This window comes from Fodinicola acaciae, from assembly GCF_010993745.1.
In the GTDB taxonomy this organism is placed as follows: domain Bacteria; phylum Actinomycetota; class Actinomycetes; order Mycobacteriales; family HKI-0501; genus Fodinicola; species Fodinicola acaciae.
On record NZ_WOTN01000002.1, the window covers coordinates 71,510 to 87,336 of the forward strand.

The 15,827-nt window shown below is 68.3% G+C and carries 11 protein-coding genes; 10 read left to right on the plus strand and 1 reads right to left on the minus strand.

The genetic code is table 11. The features are described 5' to 3' along the window. Position 1: 1 nt before the first annotated feature. Positions 2–1,666 carry a serine/threonine protein kinase gene (locus GNX95_RS15535; protein ID WP_163508139.1) on the minus strand — a complete coding sequence of 555 codons (1,665 nt, stop codon included), beginning with the start codon at positions 1,664–1,666 and terminating at the stop codon, positions 2–4. Between the two features lie 136 nt (positions 1,667–1,802). On the opposite strand from GNX95_RS15535, the gene eccD reads away from it, so the two are divergent. From eccD to GNX95_RS15585, 10 genes are read left to right on the plus strand one after another with little or no spacing between them, the layout of a single operon-like run. Beyond that, positions 1,803–3,185, plus strand: coding sequence for a type VII secretion integral membrane protein EccD (gene eccD, locus GNX95_RS15540; RefSeq protein WP_163508140.1), 1,383 nt, complete (start codon positions 1,803–1,805; stop codon positions 3,183–3,185). Position 3,186: 1 nt separating this feature from the next. Next, entirely contained in the window at positions 3,187–4,602 is a 1,416-nt protein-coding gene (eccB, locus tag GNX95_RS15545; RefSeq protein ID WP_163508141.1) for a type VII secretion protein EccB, read from the plus strand. Beyond that, the gene (locus GNX95_RS15550) at positions 4,599–6,623 is read left to right on the plus strand and encodes a fibronectin type III domain-containing protein (protein ID WP_163508142.1); all 2,025 of its coding nucleotides are present in this window, start codon (positions 4,599–4,601) and stop codon (positions 6,621–6,623) included. Before eccB ends, GNX95_RS15550 begins: the two co-directional genes overlap by 4 nt. A 54-nt stretch (positions 6,624–6,677) precedes the next feature. Then, positions 6,678–8,555, plus strand: a complete 1,878-nt coding sequence (locus GNX95_RS15555) for a fibronectin type III domain-containing protein (protein WP_163508143.1) — start codon at positions 6,678–6,680, stop codon at positions 8,553–8,555. Positions 8,556–8,557: 2 nt separating this feature from the next. Further along, positions 8,558–9,523 (plus strand): AAA family ATPase, encoded by a 966-nt coding sequence (locus GNX95_RS15560; protein WP_163508144.1) that lies wholly within the window; start codon positions 8,558–8,560, stop codon positions 9,521–9,523. A gap of 2 nt (positions 9,524–9,525) precedes the next feature. Continuing rightward, the gene (locus tag GNX95_RS15565; RefSeq protein ID WP_163508145.1) at positions 9,526–10,668 is read left to right on the plus strand and encodes a DUF58 domain-containing protein; all 1,143 of its coding nucleotides are present in this window, start codon (positions 9,526–9,528) and stop codon (positions 10,666–10,668) included. Continuing rightward, the gene (locus GNX95_RS15570; protein WP_163508146.1) at positions 10,665–12,806 is read left to right on the plus strand and encodes a transglutaminase domain-containing protein; all 2,142 of its coding nucleotides are present in this window, start codon (positions 10,665–10,667) and stop codon (positions 12,804–12,806) included. Before GNX95_RS15565 ends, GNX95_RS15570 begins: the two co-directional genes overlap by 4 nt. Further along, the gene (locus GNX95_RS15575; protein WP_163508147.1) at positions 12,803–13,156 is read left to right on the plus strand and encodes a YbaB/EbfC family nucleoid-associated protein; all 354 of its coding nucleotides are present in this window, start codon (positions 12,803–12,805) and stop codon (positions 13,154–13,156) included. The genes GNX95_RS15570 and GNX95_RS15575 overlap by 4 nt, the downstream gene beginning before the upstream one ends. Continuing rightward, positions 13,156–13,476, plus strand: a complete 321-nt coding sequence (locus GNX95_RS15580; protein WP_163508148.1) for a hypothetical protein — start codon at positions 13,156–13,158, stop codon at positions 13,474–13,476. The genes GNX95_RS15575 and GNX95_RS15580 overlap by 1 nt, the downstream gene beginning before the upstream one ends. Then, entirely contained in the window at positions 13,469–15,766 is a 2,298-nt protein-coding gene (locus GNX95_RS15585; protein WP_163508149.1) for a TPR repeat domain-containing protein, read from the plus strand. The genes GNX95_RS15580 and GNX95_RS15585 overlap by 8 nt, the downstream gene beginning before the upstream one ends. Positions 15,767–15,827: the final 61 nt, after the last annotated feature.

A 15,827-nucleotide genomic window follows, 5' to 3' on the forward strand; every position in this document is an offset into this window, starting at 1 on the left:
CTCACTCCTTGCAGACCGCGCCCCGCAACGGCTTGGGTTTGCTCTGGTAGACAACGACATCCGAGCTGCTGCTGTCGACACCCTGGATCAGGAAGCAGTATTTCCGCGCCGGATCCACCGCGATGTTGATCGTGTGTGCGCGCTTGGCCAACACCGCGGTGGTCGGACCGTTTTCCTGCGCGACGACAACGGCGAAGTCCATGTTGGTGGCCGTACTCGTCCAGCTGAGCACCACCTGGTTGCCCAGATCGGTGGGATTTGCCAGCTCCAGCTTGACATCTTTGACCGCGCTGGCGGTCGGCGCCGGCGTCGAGCTCGGCAGCGCACGGGGTGTCGTCGGCAGCTCCGGCGGCGATGCCTGCAGCAGCAACACCAGCGGGATGGCGATCGCCGCGACCACCGCGGCCGCCGCGGTCACCAGACCGTACGGAATGGACCGCCGGTTGGCCGGCGGCGGATCGTACGGCGGCGGGGTTTTTTGCCGACTCGGCACAGGTTGGCTCGGCGCCGGTTGTGGCTCGTCGACATCATCGGCGTACGACGGTGGCGGCTGTTCGAAGTTGTCGGCGAACGCCGCGGCGGACTTGCCGTCGTCATTGTCCAGATCGTGTTCTGGCGTGCCGGTCGGCTCTTCGAAGTCGTTGAACTCCTGCGCGGGAGGTGGTGGCGTCTCGACCGGAACAGGTGGCGGCTGGATCTCCGCCACCACCGACGGCGGCTTGCTTTCCGTTACGTCGTCAGGATCCCCGGCCGGCGGCAGCTTGTCGATCGCGGCGATGATCCGCAACGCGTCCTGGAATCCGGCGTACGCCGCCTTGCCGGACGGCGCCGGTTGCGGCGGCGCCGGCCGTGAGCCGAGCGGGTTGCGCTGCGGATAGGGCTCCACGTTTCGCTGCTGATAGGCCATCAACTCGGCGAACCGGTCGGCCACGAAAGCCGCCGACGCCGGCCGGTTGGCCGGATCTGCCGCCAGCAGGCCGGAAACCAGGGCCGTCAACGGCGCTGGTACGCCCAGAAAGGAAACCGGCGGCACCGGCTCGCGCAACACCCGCAGCAGTCGCTCGCCGAGATGTTCGCCGAGCCGGCCGGGATGTGGCGACCGGCCGGTCAGCGCGAAATGCAGCGCCGCGCCGAGGCCGTACAGGTCCGTACGCGGATCCAGTACGTCGTCGCGCAACGACTCCGGCGGCAGGCTTTCGACGCCGTGCATGGGATCGCGGGTGAAAGCGCGGCGCAACGACAGGCCGAAATCCGAGACGACCGGCTCACCGGTCGGCCGGAACAGGATGTTGTCCGGGTTGACCGCGCCGTGGATGACGCCGACCGCGTGTGCCGACGCCAGCGCGGCGGCCGCCGCATAGCCGAGCACGACGACGTCGGCCGGCGGCAGCGGGCCGCGCCGTTGTACGAGCGCGGTCAGCGACTGCGTACACAGCTCCATCCGGATGGCGTGCCGGCCGTCCGGCAGCTGCTCGATCCGGAACGGCACCAGCACCGACGGCATCCGCAGCTGGCCGAGCTGGCGAAACTCGCGATCCGCCGCGGCCAGCGTACGGCGATCGAAACGGGACGGAAAAACCTTGAGCGCGGACGGAAAACCGTCCGAGTCAGCCCGGAAGACCGTGCCGACCGGGCCGGCACCAAGTCGCGTGAGTTGTTCGTTCATGAGCCCCAGCCGTGGTGTCCGCAAGCTGCAACGGCCCTTCCACCGGCCGCCACTGGCCCGATGATAGGTCCGCGCACCGGTGCTGGAAGCACGATCGGCAGCATGCTGCCGCTGGCAGACGGACGGACTAGGGGCAATGAACACAGTAAATCTCGTCAAGGTGACGGTCGCGGCACCGTCCCGCCGGATCGACCTGGCGCTGCCGGAGCGGTCGCCGCTCGCCGAGTTGCTGCCGGGTTTGTTGCGCCACGCCGGCGAACAGCTGCCGGACGACGGCGTGCCGACCGGCGGCTGGGCCCTGTGCCGCGCCGACGGTACGCGGCTGGACCGGTCGAAGACGCTGGCCGCGTTGCGGATCGTCGACGGCGAGGTGTTGCACCTCGTGCCGTCGCGTACGGACTGGCCGGAGTTGGAATACGACGACCTGGTCGACGCGATCGCGAGCGGCTCGGCGCGCGCGTCCAGCGTCTGGACACCGAGACACACCAGATGGGCAGGTTTCGCCGCCAGCGGCGTGCTTGGCGGGCTCGGCCTGCTCGCCGTACTCGCCGCCGGACCGGGTTGGATCGCGCCGGCGCTGGCCTCGCTCGGCGTCGCCATCACGTTGCTTGCGGCCGCGATCGGGCTGGCGCGCGCTGCCGGTGACGCGGGTGCCGGTGCGGTGTTGGCGACGTTGGCACTGCCGTACGCTTTTGCCGGCGGTGGCCTGCTTTTTGCCGGCGACCGGCCGCTGTGGCAGCTCGGCGCCGCGCACGTACTCGCCGGCAGCGCCGCGCTCTTCCTCGCCGCGATCGCCGGTTTGCTTGGTGTCGTCGACAAAGCGCCGGTGTTCACGGCGGCGGCGATGACCGGCATGCTTGGCATTGTGTCCGGTTGGGCCGCGACCAACGACGCGGTCGGTGGTGCCGGCGCGGCGGCGATCGTCGCTGGTTTCGGCCTGATCGTGTCGCCGGCTTTCGCGCCGCTGTCGATCTGGATGGCGCGGATGCCGATGCCGGTGCTGCCGCGTACGACCGGAGACCTGCTCAACGACGATCCGCTGCCGCCGCGTTCTTCGGTCTATGCCTCGGTTTTGCGCGCGGACGCGTTGCTGACCGGCCTGGTCTGGGGGCTCGCGGTCGTCACGATCGTCGCCAATGTGCTGGTGATTGTGCGCGGTGGCACGGCGGGGGTCATCCTGTCCGGCATTCTCAGCGTCGGTTTTCTGTTGCGCGCCAGGCTTTATCCGATCCTGCGCCAGCGCGTCGCGCTGCTCGCCGCCGGCCTCGGCTGCCTGGCCGGTTTCACCTGCTGGCTGCTGGTCGCCACGCATGCGTATCTGCTGACCGTCGATCTGCCGGTGCTGCTGGCGCTCGCGGTTTGCGTGGCGCTGCTGGCCAGATGGCAGAGCACGCACAACCTGAGTCCGTATCTGCCGCGTTGGGCGGAAATACTGGAGATCCTCGTCGTGCTCGCGGTCGTGCCGGTGACCTGCGCGGTGCTCGGTCTGTACGCGCTGATCCGCGGGCTGGCGGGCTGACATGGCGTCCAAACGCGACCAGCTGCAGGCACACCAGTTTCAGGTGCAGCGCGCGGTTTCCGCGCTCGTCCTCCAGGAGACCGACCCGGAGCAGCCGCCGTTTCGCCGGGTCAGCGGGGCGGCCATCGGCGCGGTGGTGCTCGGGGTGATCTCGCTGGTGATCGCCGGCGTGTTCGGCCTGATCTTCCCCGGTGGCAACAAATCCTGGCAGGACGGCAACTCGATCATCGTGGAGAAGGAGACCGGCACCAGGTTCGTCTATCTGGACGGCCAGCTGCATCCGATGGCCAACTACGCGTCTGCCGTGCTGGCACTGGGAAAAAAGGCGGACGCGCTGAGCATTTCCGGTAATTCCCTGGTCGGTGTGCCGCGTGGACCGGTGATCGGCATTCCGGACGCGCCGGATTCGTTGCCTGGACCGGACAAGGCGCTCGGCGGCTGGTCGTTGTGCTCGCAGCCGACCACCGGACCGACCGGTGCGTCGGTGGCCAGCTCGGTGCTGCTGGTCGGCGCGAATCCGTCCGGCGGCACGCCGGTGGGTGGCGGCGCGGTCCTCGTACGCACCTCGGACACCGGCCCGCAATATCTGCTCTACAACGGATATCGCCACCAGATCGACAGCGCCGAGACGGTACGTGTGGGCCTCGCGGTCAGCTCGGTGCCGGTCGTACGCGTCAGCCCCGCGCTGGTCGAGTCGCTGCCGCAGGGCGAGCCGGTCGGTCCGATCGCGGTGGCCGACCTGGGAAAGCCGTCGGACGCGGTGCCCGGGCGCGGTGACCTGAAGGCCGGCCACCTGCTCACCATGCAGACGCCGAGCGGCGCGACGCAGCATTACCTGGTCGAACGCCACCAGCTCACGCCGATCACCGAGCTGGCCTACGACATCCAGCTCGCCTATCCGCCGACGGCGACGGCATACGGCGGCGCTCCCTTCGGTTTGTCGATTCCGCCAAGTCTCGTCGCCGGTGCGACCATCGGTACGCCCAAACAGCTGACCGAGGCCTCGCCGCCGACCGTGCGACCGGCGTTCGTACCGGCAACCGATCTGACCTCCGTCTGCCTCGGCTTCACGTCCGGTTCGTTTGTCCCGAAAATCACCGTTTCACCGGGCCTGCCGCCGCGTGACCTGCTGATCGCGACCGCCGGTCGTACGGCCGGTGGCGTGGCGCTGGCCGACTATGTCTACGTGCCGCCGGGCCAAGTGGGAATTGTCGAGGTAATGCCGAGCGAAACGGCACAAGCGGGTACGCTCGCTGTCGTTACCGACCTGGGTGTCGCCTATCCGCTGGATGCGCCGGATGTGATGTCGTGGCTGGGATATTCGACGGTCAAACCGGTGCGCGTACCGGCCGGCCTGATGGCACGGCTGCCGCAGGGGCCGGGGCTGTCGCACGAGGCAGCGTTGCAACGGGCGTGAGCGGCGCCAAGCTGGTCGCTTCGTCGGCGCGAAAGTCGCGGCTGTCCGGCCGGCCGTGGCCGCTGGTGGCCGCGCTGACCGCGAGCGTCGCGATGGTCGCCGCCGCGGCCAGCGGTGCCTCCAGTCCCGGCTCGGACATGCGGTTTCATCCAAGCGGCCACTGGGTCTACAACTCCGCTTTGCAGACGGCTTTTCATATCGACGGCGCGACAACGAACATCGACGCGCGCGTGCCGGTCGCCGGTGAGCCCGGCAGCCAGGTCGTGCAGGACGACACCAACGGATACGTCGTCGGCAGGAGCCGGATCACCCGGTTCGGCAAGTCAAACCTGAGAGTGCAGGGTTCGCTGCCGACTCCTTCGGACGAGACGCCGCTGGCGATCGAGGCCGCCGGCGGGCCGTATCTGGTCTATCGGCAGGCCGGCAAGATCGTACGGCTCGGCGAAAACACCACGGTCGTCACCGTTGGCGAGCGGATCGGCGATCCGGTGGTGACCGGCGACGGCACGCTCTGGCTGTTGCGCCGGAAGTCGGGTTTGGTGTGTACGTTGGCAAAAGGCTCGACGGCCACCTCCACCTGCCCGGCCAGGCTGCCGGCCGGACACTCCGGTGCGCTGACCACCGTCGGCGACAAGCCGCAGGTGCTCGACACGACGGCAGGACTGTTGCACGCGGTGAGCACGCAGGGTTTGGGTGCCGGAAAACCGGTTGGCGTCGAGGTTTCCGCCGATACGCGCGTCGCGCCGACTGACAGCGGTGGCCGGTTGGCGCTGTTGGATCCGTCGACCGGTCGGCTGTCTTTCGTTGACACACAGGCAAAACGGCCGCCGGTCAATATCGAGCTCGGCAAAGGCGATTTCGAGGGTCCATTGTGGACCGACAGCACGGTCGTGGTGGTGAACCGTACGACCGGCACTTTGCAGACGTACGACGCGCAGGGTCATGCCAGGACCAATCGGAAGATTCCACCGAGCGAGGGTCAGCCGAGCATCGCGCGCGGCGCGGATGGCCGTGTGTATGTGCAAAACGGCGCCGGCACACATCTGTTGATCGTCGACGAGGACGGCCAGGTCGCCGACACGCCGGTGTCCGGCGGTCCCGAGCCGAGCGGTGCGCCGTCGCCGAGTCCCAGCCAGCCCGCGAAAACGCCGACGCGGCACGAGGCGCCGCCGCCGACCGCTGGTCTGCCGGCCAGCGCGCCAGGCGCGCCGCAGTCGGTGACCGCGTCCGCCGGCAACCGCGCAGCCACGGTCAGCTGGCAGGCCGCGGCCGCCAACCGCGCGGCGGTCACCGGCTATGTGGTGTCGTGGCCAGGCGGTTCGCGCGTGGTCAGCGGCGCCGCGCGGCATGCGACGATCTCCGGGTTGACCAACGGACAGAGCTACACGTTCAGCGTTTCCGCACGTAACAGCGCTGGTGAGGGCCCGGCGGCGTCGGCTGATCCGGTGACACCTCGCGGCGCGGCGGCGGCGCCGCGCGGCGTGACGGCGTCGGTGTCCGGCGGTGCCGTGACCGTACGGTGGCAGCAGCCTGACCTCGGTGGCGGGACGCTGCGGCACTACGCGATTTCGGCGACCGGGCAGGCGAGTCGTACGGTCACCGGCACCAGCGCCACCTACAGCGGCCTGGCCAACGGCCGCTACACCTTCACCGTACGCGCGGTGACGAGCAGCGGCGGTCAGACGTTGACCGGCGCGGCCGGCTCCGCCGCGGTCACCGTCACCGGTCCGACGATCCACATCGAGCGGCGGCCGGAAGCCGGGGCACCAAACTGCACCACCTGCTTCTACCTCTACATGACCTTCACGGATTTCCCCGCCAACACCAGCTTCGACGCGCAGATTTTCGCCGAGGCGACCGGCGGCGACTACGACTCGCCGTGCCACGTGAAGACGGATGCGAGCGGCTCTGCGATCTGTGATCGCGACACGCGTGACGGGGTGCCGAAGGGCAACGTGTATGTGTATGTGAACCTGCCGGACGGCCGGCGGATCACCTCGAACGAGATCTATTGGAGTTGACATTGACATGCCACGGGGGACCGGTCCCGAGGGCGGTGCTCTAGCGTGCGTCGGGTGATCCGGGAGAACGCGCCTGGCAAGCTGGTCGCCTCGTCGGCGAAGAAGTCGAGCCGAGGCCGCCGGCCGTGGCCGATGGTCGCCGCGCTGACGGCGAGTGTCGCGATGGTCGCCGCGGCGGCCAGCGGCGCGACGATGCCGGGGTCCGACATGCGGTTCCATCCGACCGGCCACTGGGTCTACAACACGGCTTTGCAGTCGGCCTTTCACATGGACGGCGCCACGACGAACTTCGACGCGCGCGTGCCGGTGGCCGGTGAGCCCGGCAGCCAGGTCGTGCAGGACGACACCAACGGATACGTCGTCGGCCGCAACCGGATCACCCGCTTCGGTAAGTCGAACCTGCACGTACAGGGGACGCAGACGGCGCCGTCGGACGAGACTCCGTTGGCGATCGAGGCCGTTGGCGGTCCGTATCTGGTTTACCGGCAGTCCGGCAAGATCGTACGGCTCGGCGACAAGACGACGGTCGTGTCCGTCGGCGAGCCGGTCGGCGATCCGGTCGTGACCGGCGACGGCACGCTGTGGCTGTTGCGCCGGCAGTCGGGTTTGGTGTGTACGTTGGCAAAAGGCGCGACCGCCACGTCGACGTGTCCGGCCAAGCTTCCGGCCGGTCATTCCGGCGCGCTGACCACCGTCGCCGACAAGCCGCAGGTGCTCGACACGACCGCGGGTCTGTTGCACGCGGTGAGCACGCAGGGTCTGGGTGCCGGAAATCCGGTTGGTGTCAAGGTTTCCGGCGCCACTCGGGTCGCTCCGACGGACAGCAACGGCCGGCTGGCGTTGTTGGATCCGGCCACCGGTCGGCTGTCTTTCGTTGACACACAGGCGAAGCGGACGCCGGTGAACGTGGAGCTCGGCAAGGGTGACTTCGAGGGTCCACTGTGGACTGGTGGCACGGTCGTGGTGGTGAACCGTACGACCGGCACTTTGCAGACGTACGACGCGCAGGGGCACGCCAAGGCCAACCGGAAGATTCCGCCGAGCGAGGGTCAGCCGAGCATCGCGCGCGGCGCGGATGGCCGTGTGTATGTGCAAAACGGTGCCGGCACGCATCTTTTGGTGGTGGACAAGGACGGTCAGGTCGCGGACGCGCCGGTCGTCGGCTCGCCGGATCCGAGCGGTTCGCCGTCGCCGGGTCCGAGCCAGTCGAGCGAGCCGCGTCCACAGCCGTCCGTACAGCCGTCCGTACAGCCATCGGCGCGGCCGCCGGTCGAGCCGAGCCATGAGCCGCCGAACACCGGCCGGCCGAATCCAGGCACTGGCAGCACACACAAGCCGTCGCCGAGCCATTCGTCGCTGCCGGCGAGTGCGCCTGGCGCGCCGGGTTCGGTGTCGGCAAAGGCGGGCGACGCGTCGGCGACGGTGAGCTGGAGTGCCGCGGCGGCCAACCGTGCGACCATCACCAACTACGTCGTGACCTGGTCAGGCGGATCGCGTACGGTCAGCGGCTCGTCCCGCCGCGCGACGATCTCCGGCCTGACCAACGGCCGTGGCTACACCTTCAGTGTTTACGCCAAAAACAGCGTCGGTCGCGGCCCGGCGTCTTCGGCTGATCCAGTCACTCCGGTGTCGCCGAAGAAGCCGAAAATCCACATCGAGCGTGGATCGAGCACCAGCAGCGACAACTGCGAAAAGCCAAGTTGTGCGTGGATCGACACGACATTGACCGGCTTCGAGCCAAACACGACCTATTCCATCACCGCGATCGGAAATGGCCGGGACTTCAGCGAGCCGTGCACCACGACGACAGACGAAAACGGCGACGCCACCTGTAACAAGACCCGATACGACGTGTCCGGCGCGCAGGTCTACGTCTACACCGACACCGACACGTACGGCCGCATAACGTCCAACACGATCACGTGGGAGTAACCGTGAACCAGGCCGAATACGCGGCGCAGCAGGTCTACGAGCGCATTTCCAGCAACGTGCAGGCGGTCGTCCGCGGCAAGCCACAGGTGGTGCGGCTGGCCATCTGCGCGTTGCTGGCCGAGGGACATCTGCTGATCGAGGACGTGCCGGGCCTGGGAAAGACGACGATCGGCCGCTGCCTGGCGCGCAGCATCGGCGGCACGCTCAGCCGGATCCAGTTCACTCCCGACCTGCTGCCCGGCGACATCACCGGCGTGCAGGTCTATCACCAGAAAAACGAGCGTTTCGAGTTTCATCCCGGTGGCGTCTTCGCCAACGTCGTGCTGGCCGACGAGATCAACCGTGGCACACCGAAAACGCAGTCGGCGCTGCTGGAGGTGATGGCCGAGCGGACCGTCACGGTCGACGCCGTACGCCACGAGGTGCCGCGGCCGTTCCTGGTGATCGCCACCCAGAACCCGATCGAGATGGAGGGCACCTACCGGCTGCCGGAGGCGCAGCTCGACCGCTTCCTGATGCGCCTGGAGGTCGGATATCCGGATCTGCAGACGGAAATGATGGTGATCCGCGGCGAATGTGCCGGCTTCGGGCCGGAAACGCTGTCGCCGGTCGTCACCATGGCCGAGCTCTACGCGGCCGTGCAGCAGGTCAAGTCGTCGCATGTGGACGACGCGATTCTGCAGTATGCGGCGGAAATCGTGGCCTTGACGCGTACGCACGCCGACCTGCGTTACGGCGCGAGTCCGCGCGGCAGCATCGCACTCGTCCGCAGTGCGCAGGCGCTGGCCGCGACCTACGGTCGCGGATTCGTGACACCGGACGACATCAAGGAAGTCGCCGGTCCGGTGCTCGGTCACCGGCTGATCCGCACGCCGGAGGCCGAGCTCAACCAGCGGCAGACCGCCGCGATCGTCGCGGAGGTGCTGGAACACACGCCGGCGCCGACCCGAGTCGCCGCGGAGGGCTAGGAATGGCCAGGCTGACCGGTCGCGGCATCGCGCTGCTCGTCGCCGCGGTCGCGCTTTTCGCCGCTGGCCAGTGGTTGCTTGGCTTTCCAGTCCTGGTCGTGGTCGCGGTGATCGGCTTTGGCCTGGTGTTGGCCGCATTGCTGGTCGGCACGCACCGGCCGAAGGTGACGGTGACCCGCGAGGTCTATCCGGACCGCGTGCAGCGCGGTGGCGCGGCGGTCGGCCGGTTGCGCGTACACAACCCCAACACCCGTTGGCAGGCCGGGTTTTCCGCTCGTGACCGGGTCGGCACGATCGTGCGGCAGGTGGTCGTACGTCCGCTGCGGCGCGGCGCTTCGGCCGACTACAGCTATGAGCTGCCGACCGACGTACGCGGCCGCCACGTCGTCGGTCCGCTGACGCTGGACCGCGAGGACGCGCTCGGTCTCGGCCGCGGCCGGGTCACCACCGGCGACACCGCGACGCTGTGGGTGCAGCCGAAAACCTGGCCGATGCGGCCGATCGCGGCCGGCCGGCTGCGTTTGCATTATGCCGGGCCACAAACGGCGTACTCGCTGCGCGGATCGCTGGACCTGCGCGAGGTCCGCGAGTACGTGCCGGGTGACGAGGTGCGACACCTGCACTGGAAAGCCAGCGCGCGCACCGGGAAGCTGATGGTCCGCGAGTACGTCGACCCCAACCTGCCGCGGTTCACCGCCTTGCTCGACACCCGCGCCGACCGGATGCCGGCCGAGCTTTTCGAGGACGCCGTCGACCTGACGGCTTCTCTTGTCATTTCGGCGATCCGCGCCGACTATGGCTGCCGGCTGCTGACGACGTGCGGCGTCGACATCCAGGCCGAGCCGGCGGCACAGCGGACCGGCCGGCAGTTTTTGGACACCCTGAGCGAAATCTCGCTCGCGACCGACGAACGACCACTGCTGCCACGCGAGCTGGCCGGCGCCATGGGCGGCGGACTTGTCCTGGTGCTGTCCGGCATGTCGGAGGCCGACCGTACGCAGATCGTCGCGGCACGCGAGCGTTTCGCGACGGTCATTGTGATCGCGATCGGTGCGGCGGTCGAGCCGGTGCCAGGCGTACAGACGATCCTCGCGCGGTCGGCCGCCGAGGCGGTCGAGCGCTGGAACACGGTGGTCACTCGATGAAAGCACGCGTCGTCGCAGCGCTGGTGGTGGCCGCCGCCGGAGTCGCCGGACTGTTCTTCGCGCCGGTTTTCGGCCTGCTGCCGCTGTTCCTGCCGATCGTCGCGGTCGCCGTCGCCTGTTACGCCGCGGTCGAGCTGTGCACGCGGGTCGCTTTCCTGACCGCGTGGAGGCCGCTCGTCGTGCTGGTCTTCGGTCTGCTCGGAGTTACCGAGAGCGTGTTGTGGCCGACGACGCTTTTCGGCCTGCCGACGGGTGAAACCGTACGCTCGCTGGTCGTCGGCGTGACCCAGTCGTGGCAGCTGACGCTGCAGTCGACCTGGCCGGCGCGGCCCGATCCAGAGCTGCTTTTGTTCGTGCCACTGGCCGTTCTCGGCGCGGCGGTGCTCGGCCTGGAGCTGACCAGGTGGGCCCCGGCCGCGCTGCTGCCGAGTCTGGTGATCGTCGGTTTCAGCCAGGCATACCAACCGCTCACCGGTTGGCTGGCCGCCGGCGGCGCGGTCGGCTATGCCGTGGTGGCGGCCGGTGTTCTGTTGATGTCGCGGGAAAACCTGCGGTCGGTCCGGCAGCCGCGCGCGTGGGCGCCGGCGGCGATCCTGGCCGTGGTCGGGACGGTCGCGGTGACCATGCTGGATCCGGTCACGCCGGCGGTTTCGTTGCGGCAGAACCAGGTTTCCGCGCTGCCCGCGGTGGTGAGCAGCCCGCTCGACGACCTCGCCGCCGCGTTGCGCCGGCCGGATGTGCCGGTGTTTTCGTACACGTCGGACGGAAAGGTCGACCGCTGGCGACTGGTCGTGCTGGAAGGCTTCGACGGCGCCAGCTGGACTCCGTCGTCGGACTTTCGCCGGATGGGCAGCACGGTCAGCCTGCCGCCGACCGTCACCGTGCCGACGGTGAAACGAAAAGCGTCGGTGTGGCTGCCCGGCTGGGACGCGCCGTTCATCCCGAGCCAGTCGCTGCCGACCGCGATGACCGGCCCGGCGCCGTGGCTGGACCAGGACGCCGGCGTGCTGCTGGTGCCCGGCCAGGCGCGCGATGTCCACTATGGACTGACCTGGCAGGAGCCGGTGGTCGACGCCGCCGCGCTGTCCGGATCCGGCGTCGACTCGCACGCCGACAGCGGTTTCGCCGGGGTGGGGACGATTCCGGCCGGCATCTCGGAGCTGGCGAGCACCGCCGTCCATGGCATCCGACCGTCGTTTCAGGCCGCGCTCGTGCTGGAACGATATCTGCGCGACAACTACAAAGTCGCGACCGGCGCGTCGCTGCCGACCGGTGCCGGCTGGCCGCAGCTGACGACTTTTCTGTTGAAGAGCAAGCGCGGCACCAGCGAGCAGTTCGCCGCCGCGTACGTGGTGCTGGCGCGGATCCTCGGCATTCCGGCGCGGATCGCGGTCGGCTATCGCGGCGAGGTGGCCGCGCCGGGCCTGCCGGTCACCGTGCACAACCGCGACATCCTGGCCTGGCCGGAGGTCGCCGTCGCCGGCGTCGGCTGGGTCCCGCTCGACCCGACGCTCAGCGCCGCCGGCTCCGGCACCGCCGCCCGTACGGACACCGGCCTGGCCGCCGCGGCCGACCAGGCCCGCCAGAACCTGCCGCCGGCCACCGAGCTGCACGATCCGCCGATGCCGGACGACCCGGCCGCCGCGCCGCCGACCTTGCCGGATTTTCGTTGGCTGGTGCCGGTTTCCCTGGTGCTGCTGGTGCTGGTCGTGCTGGTCTTGATCGGCATTCCGGTGGCGAAAGGAATGCGCCGCACGCGGCGTCGCCGCGTGACCGGCTCGGCCGGTGTCGTCGCGGCCTGGGCCGAGGCGCGGGATTTGTTGCGGTCACATGGAATGTCGGTGACCTCCGGCATGACCGCCCGTGACGTCGCGGCGGTCTGCGACCGCAACGGTCCGCCGGTCGGCGAGCCGCTGCGCGTACTCGCCGTGCTGCTCGACTCCGCGCTGTGGTCCGGCGAGACCTTGCAGGGCGGCGCCGTCGAAGCCGCGTGGGACGCCGTACACCTGATGCGGCGTGGACTTTCCCAGCAGCCACTGCGATCTCGCCTCCTGGCCGCCTTCCGTCCGGTCGGCTGGTGGCCGCTAGCTGCCACCTCGTTCCGCCGCCTGAGGAGCCGCCGCACACTACCGGCATGACCGAGCCGAGGCACGTTTCCAGCGCGGGTGCGGAACTGGCCGACATCGCGGAGACCGCGGAATCGGCGGACGGGCTGATCCAGGTGACCGTCGGAGGACGCGGTGAGTTGCGATCTCTGTGGCTCGACCCGAGAATCTACCGGCTGCGCGACGCCGCCGAGCTCGCCGAGGAGATCCGCCGCACGATCGCCTCGGCCGTCAGCGCGGTCCGGCGACGCGCGTACGACCTGCTGAAATCCGGCCTTCCGCGGGACACAACCGCGGACACGGTCGACCTGTATTTCGATCCGGTGCTGTCCGAGCTCGATCGGATAACCGGCAGCCACCGCGCGGAGTCGAGGAGCCGGTAATGCCTTACGACCTGCACATGGAGACCGCGGCGGCTGGTCAGAACGCGCAGAATCTCGGCACGATTTCCAGCGCGATCCAGCAGGCTTGGACGACCGCTCACGCCGCGATCATCTCGGCCGAGGCCGGCTTGGGCAACGGCGAACTGGGAATACTGTTCATGTCCAAGTACCGGCCGGCTGCTGACGCGGTCAACGACGCCACCCAGCGGCATACCGATGCAGGCGTACGGCTTTCGGTGGCGGCGAAGGAAAGCGTCAACACCTACCAGCTGGCCGACGAGGCCTCGCGGCAGAAGTTCAGGGAGCTCACCGGTGCCTAGCCTGCCGGCTCCGCCAGGAGCGAGTCCGCCGGGATCGCTCTGGGACGAGGTGGTCAGGCGGCTCGGCAAGGATCCGCGACCGCTGGACAGCGAGGGCTCGGCGCGCGGGTTGGAGCAGGACTGGAACAACGCGAAGGACACGATCACCACTGACAGCAAGCAAATCAACGCGCTCGCCGGCCAGGTGCCGACAGCGCAGGACGACGGTCCGGGCCGGATCCTGCAGAACAGCATGATCCAGATGGTTGAGCAGCTCGACCAGACCGCCAACCAAATGGCCGGCCGCGCCGCCTCAGCCGGCCGGTACGCCGGCGTGCTGAACAGCATCAACGTGTCCATCCGGGACAACATTCAGCGCAACCAGAACGCGTACGACACAGCGATCGCCTCAGGCGTACGCGGATATGCGGCGGCGCGCCAGATCGCGAACGTCGTCGCCAGCGCGATCCAGACAACACTGGACTGGGCCAGGACCACCCTGGAGTCCGACGAGGCCGCCGATCCGACCGCCTCCACCATCCCGCCAGGTGGCCAGCACAGCGCCGCGGACATCCTGAAACGGGCCAAGGACGGCAACGCCTCGCCACAGGAGATCCAGACAGCGCTGAATCTTCTCAAGCAGGTCAACGACAGCGCGGCCGACGGCAAGCTCGACAAGACCGAGATGAACTTCCTGGACCAGACGATCGGCGCGCTGGACAAGGACTATCTGCAGCTGGCCGGCAAACTCGACAGCGCGCCGGACGCGAACAAGATCCTCGGCAACAGCCTTGTCGTCCTGGGGAACAAGGACCTCGGCGGTGGTCTGCTGTCCTCCGGTGCCGGCACACAGAACTCACCGCAGTTCGGTCTGCCGCCTGGGCTCAGCCAACTGGTCACGCAGAACCAGGTTGACGTGCGTGAGGACGCCAATCTGGGAACCGGGAACTCGACGACGACATATTCCCTGAAGGACGAAGCGGGATTCCGCGGCCTGTCGACGCTCCTTGGCGCATCCACTATGACCGGCAGCGCCGAGTTTTCGCAGAACCTCACGAAACGTACGGCCGAGATCGCAGCAGCGCAGCTGAGCAGCATGAAGTCAGGAGTCGGTGACTCGCATTCCGCCGCCGGCCTGCTCAACGATCGAGTCGCACTCTCCAAGGACATGCAGAACGTGTTGTCGGCGTCGACGCGTAACCACGAGGCCGATGCCGATCTTCTGCAGCATGACCCAAACGTGCTGAGAACCTTCGCGAAATTCGACTGGGATGACAAAGGTGCGGCCGCGTCCGGCCTGATGACCTGGATTGGCGAGGACGGAAAACTGCCGCCCGACACGGCCGCGTACAGGCTTGCGCGGGATGCGTCGATCGGCGTGTTCGACACGCTGCAGGACCGTGGCGGATACGAGGACCTCTTCTACGGAGCCAAACACAACACCGAGTTGGCTGGCGGACTCGAACAGGTCGCACGAGGCAACTTTTCCGCATTCGCGAATGGAAGCATCCCCGATCTCGGTGATCCGGGTTTCAGTCCGCAGGACCGTATCGACAGCCGGACTGGCGCATTGCAGATCGGCGCTACTGACGCCAACAACCTGCTGTCGGTCGTCGCAGCCGCGCCGGACAAGTTCCATGACCTGGCAACGGCGGCTGGTACGTACGACGCGAAAATCCTGGACGACGTCGTTGCCGGGCGGCTGAGTCCGACCGCCGGAGCTCTCCAGACCGCGACCCTGGACGGCCAGCTCAATGCCGCGTCCGGCATCGCGCACAGATACGACACGTCCCTGCCCGCGGACTCCGTCAGCACCAACTTCTGGATCAACTCAGGTAAGAACCTCTCGCATTTGTTCGCGGACACCCACATCGGACCGACGGATGCGAGAGCTCTCACGAAGTTCGCCTTCGCCGAAAGCGCCGAGATCGCCAACCAGTTCGGCGGCACCTCCGCAAGCGATCCGACCCAGCCGCATCGGACCATCAACGACGACCAGTTGGGGAGAGTGACGCAGGGCGCCTATGACTACCTGAGCGCGACCGTCCGATCGGGTCATTATCCGGCCGAGCTCGCGCCGTACGTCAGGGATTACCACGGACACAAGTATCTGGCTGACATTAGTTTCATAGCCAGGGATCAGTCGGGGCAGCGGCTACTTCGAGAGGCCGCGATGCACAGTAGCCAGGGCGCGAGCTACGTTGCCGACTATTCCAACACCGAGTTCCAGTCGACGCAGACCTCCGAACGCCCGCTGAACGAGGTGCCGAAGAAGCCGGACCACAGTTGGGATTGGCTGAACGGCGGATAGGCCCGAAGTCTGCGGCCGTGAACTCGACGTTGTCGACATCTCCTCCGGCGTGTCGGCGTCC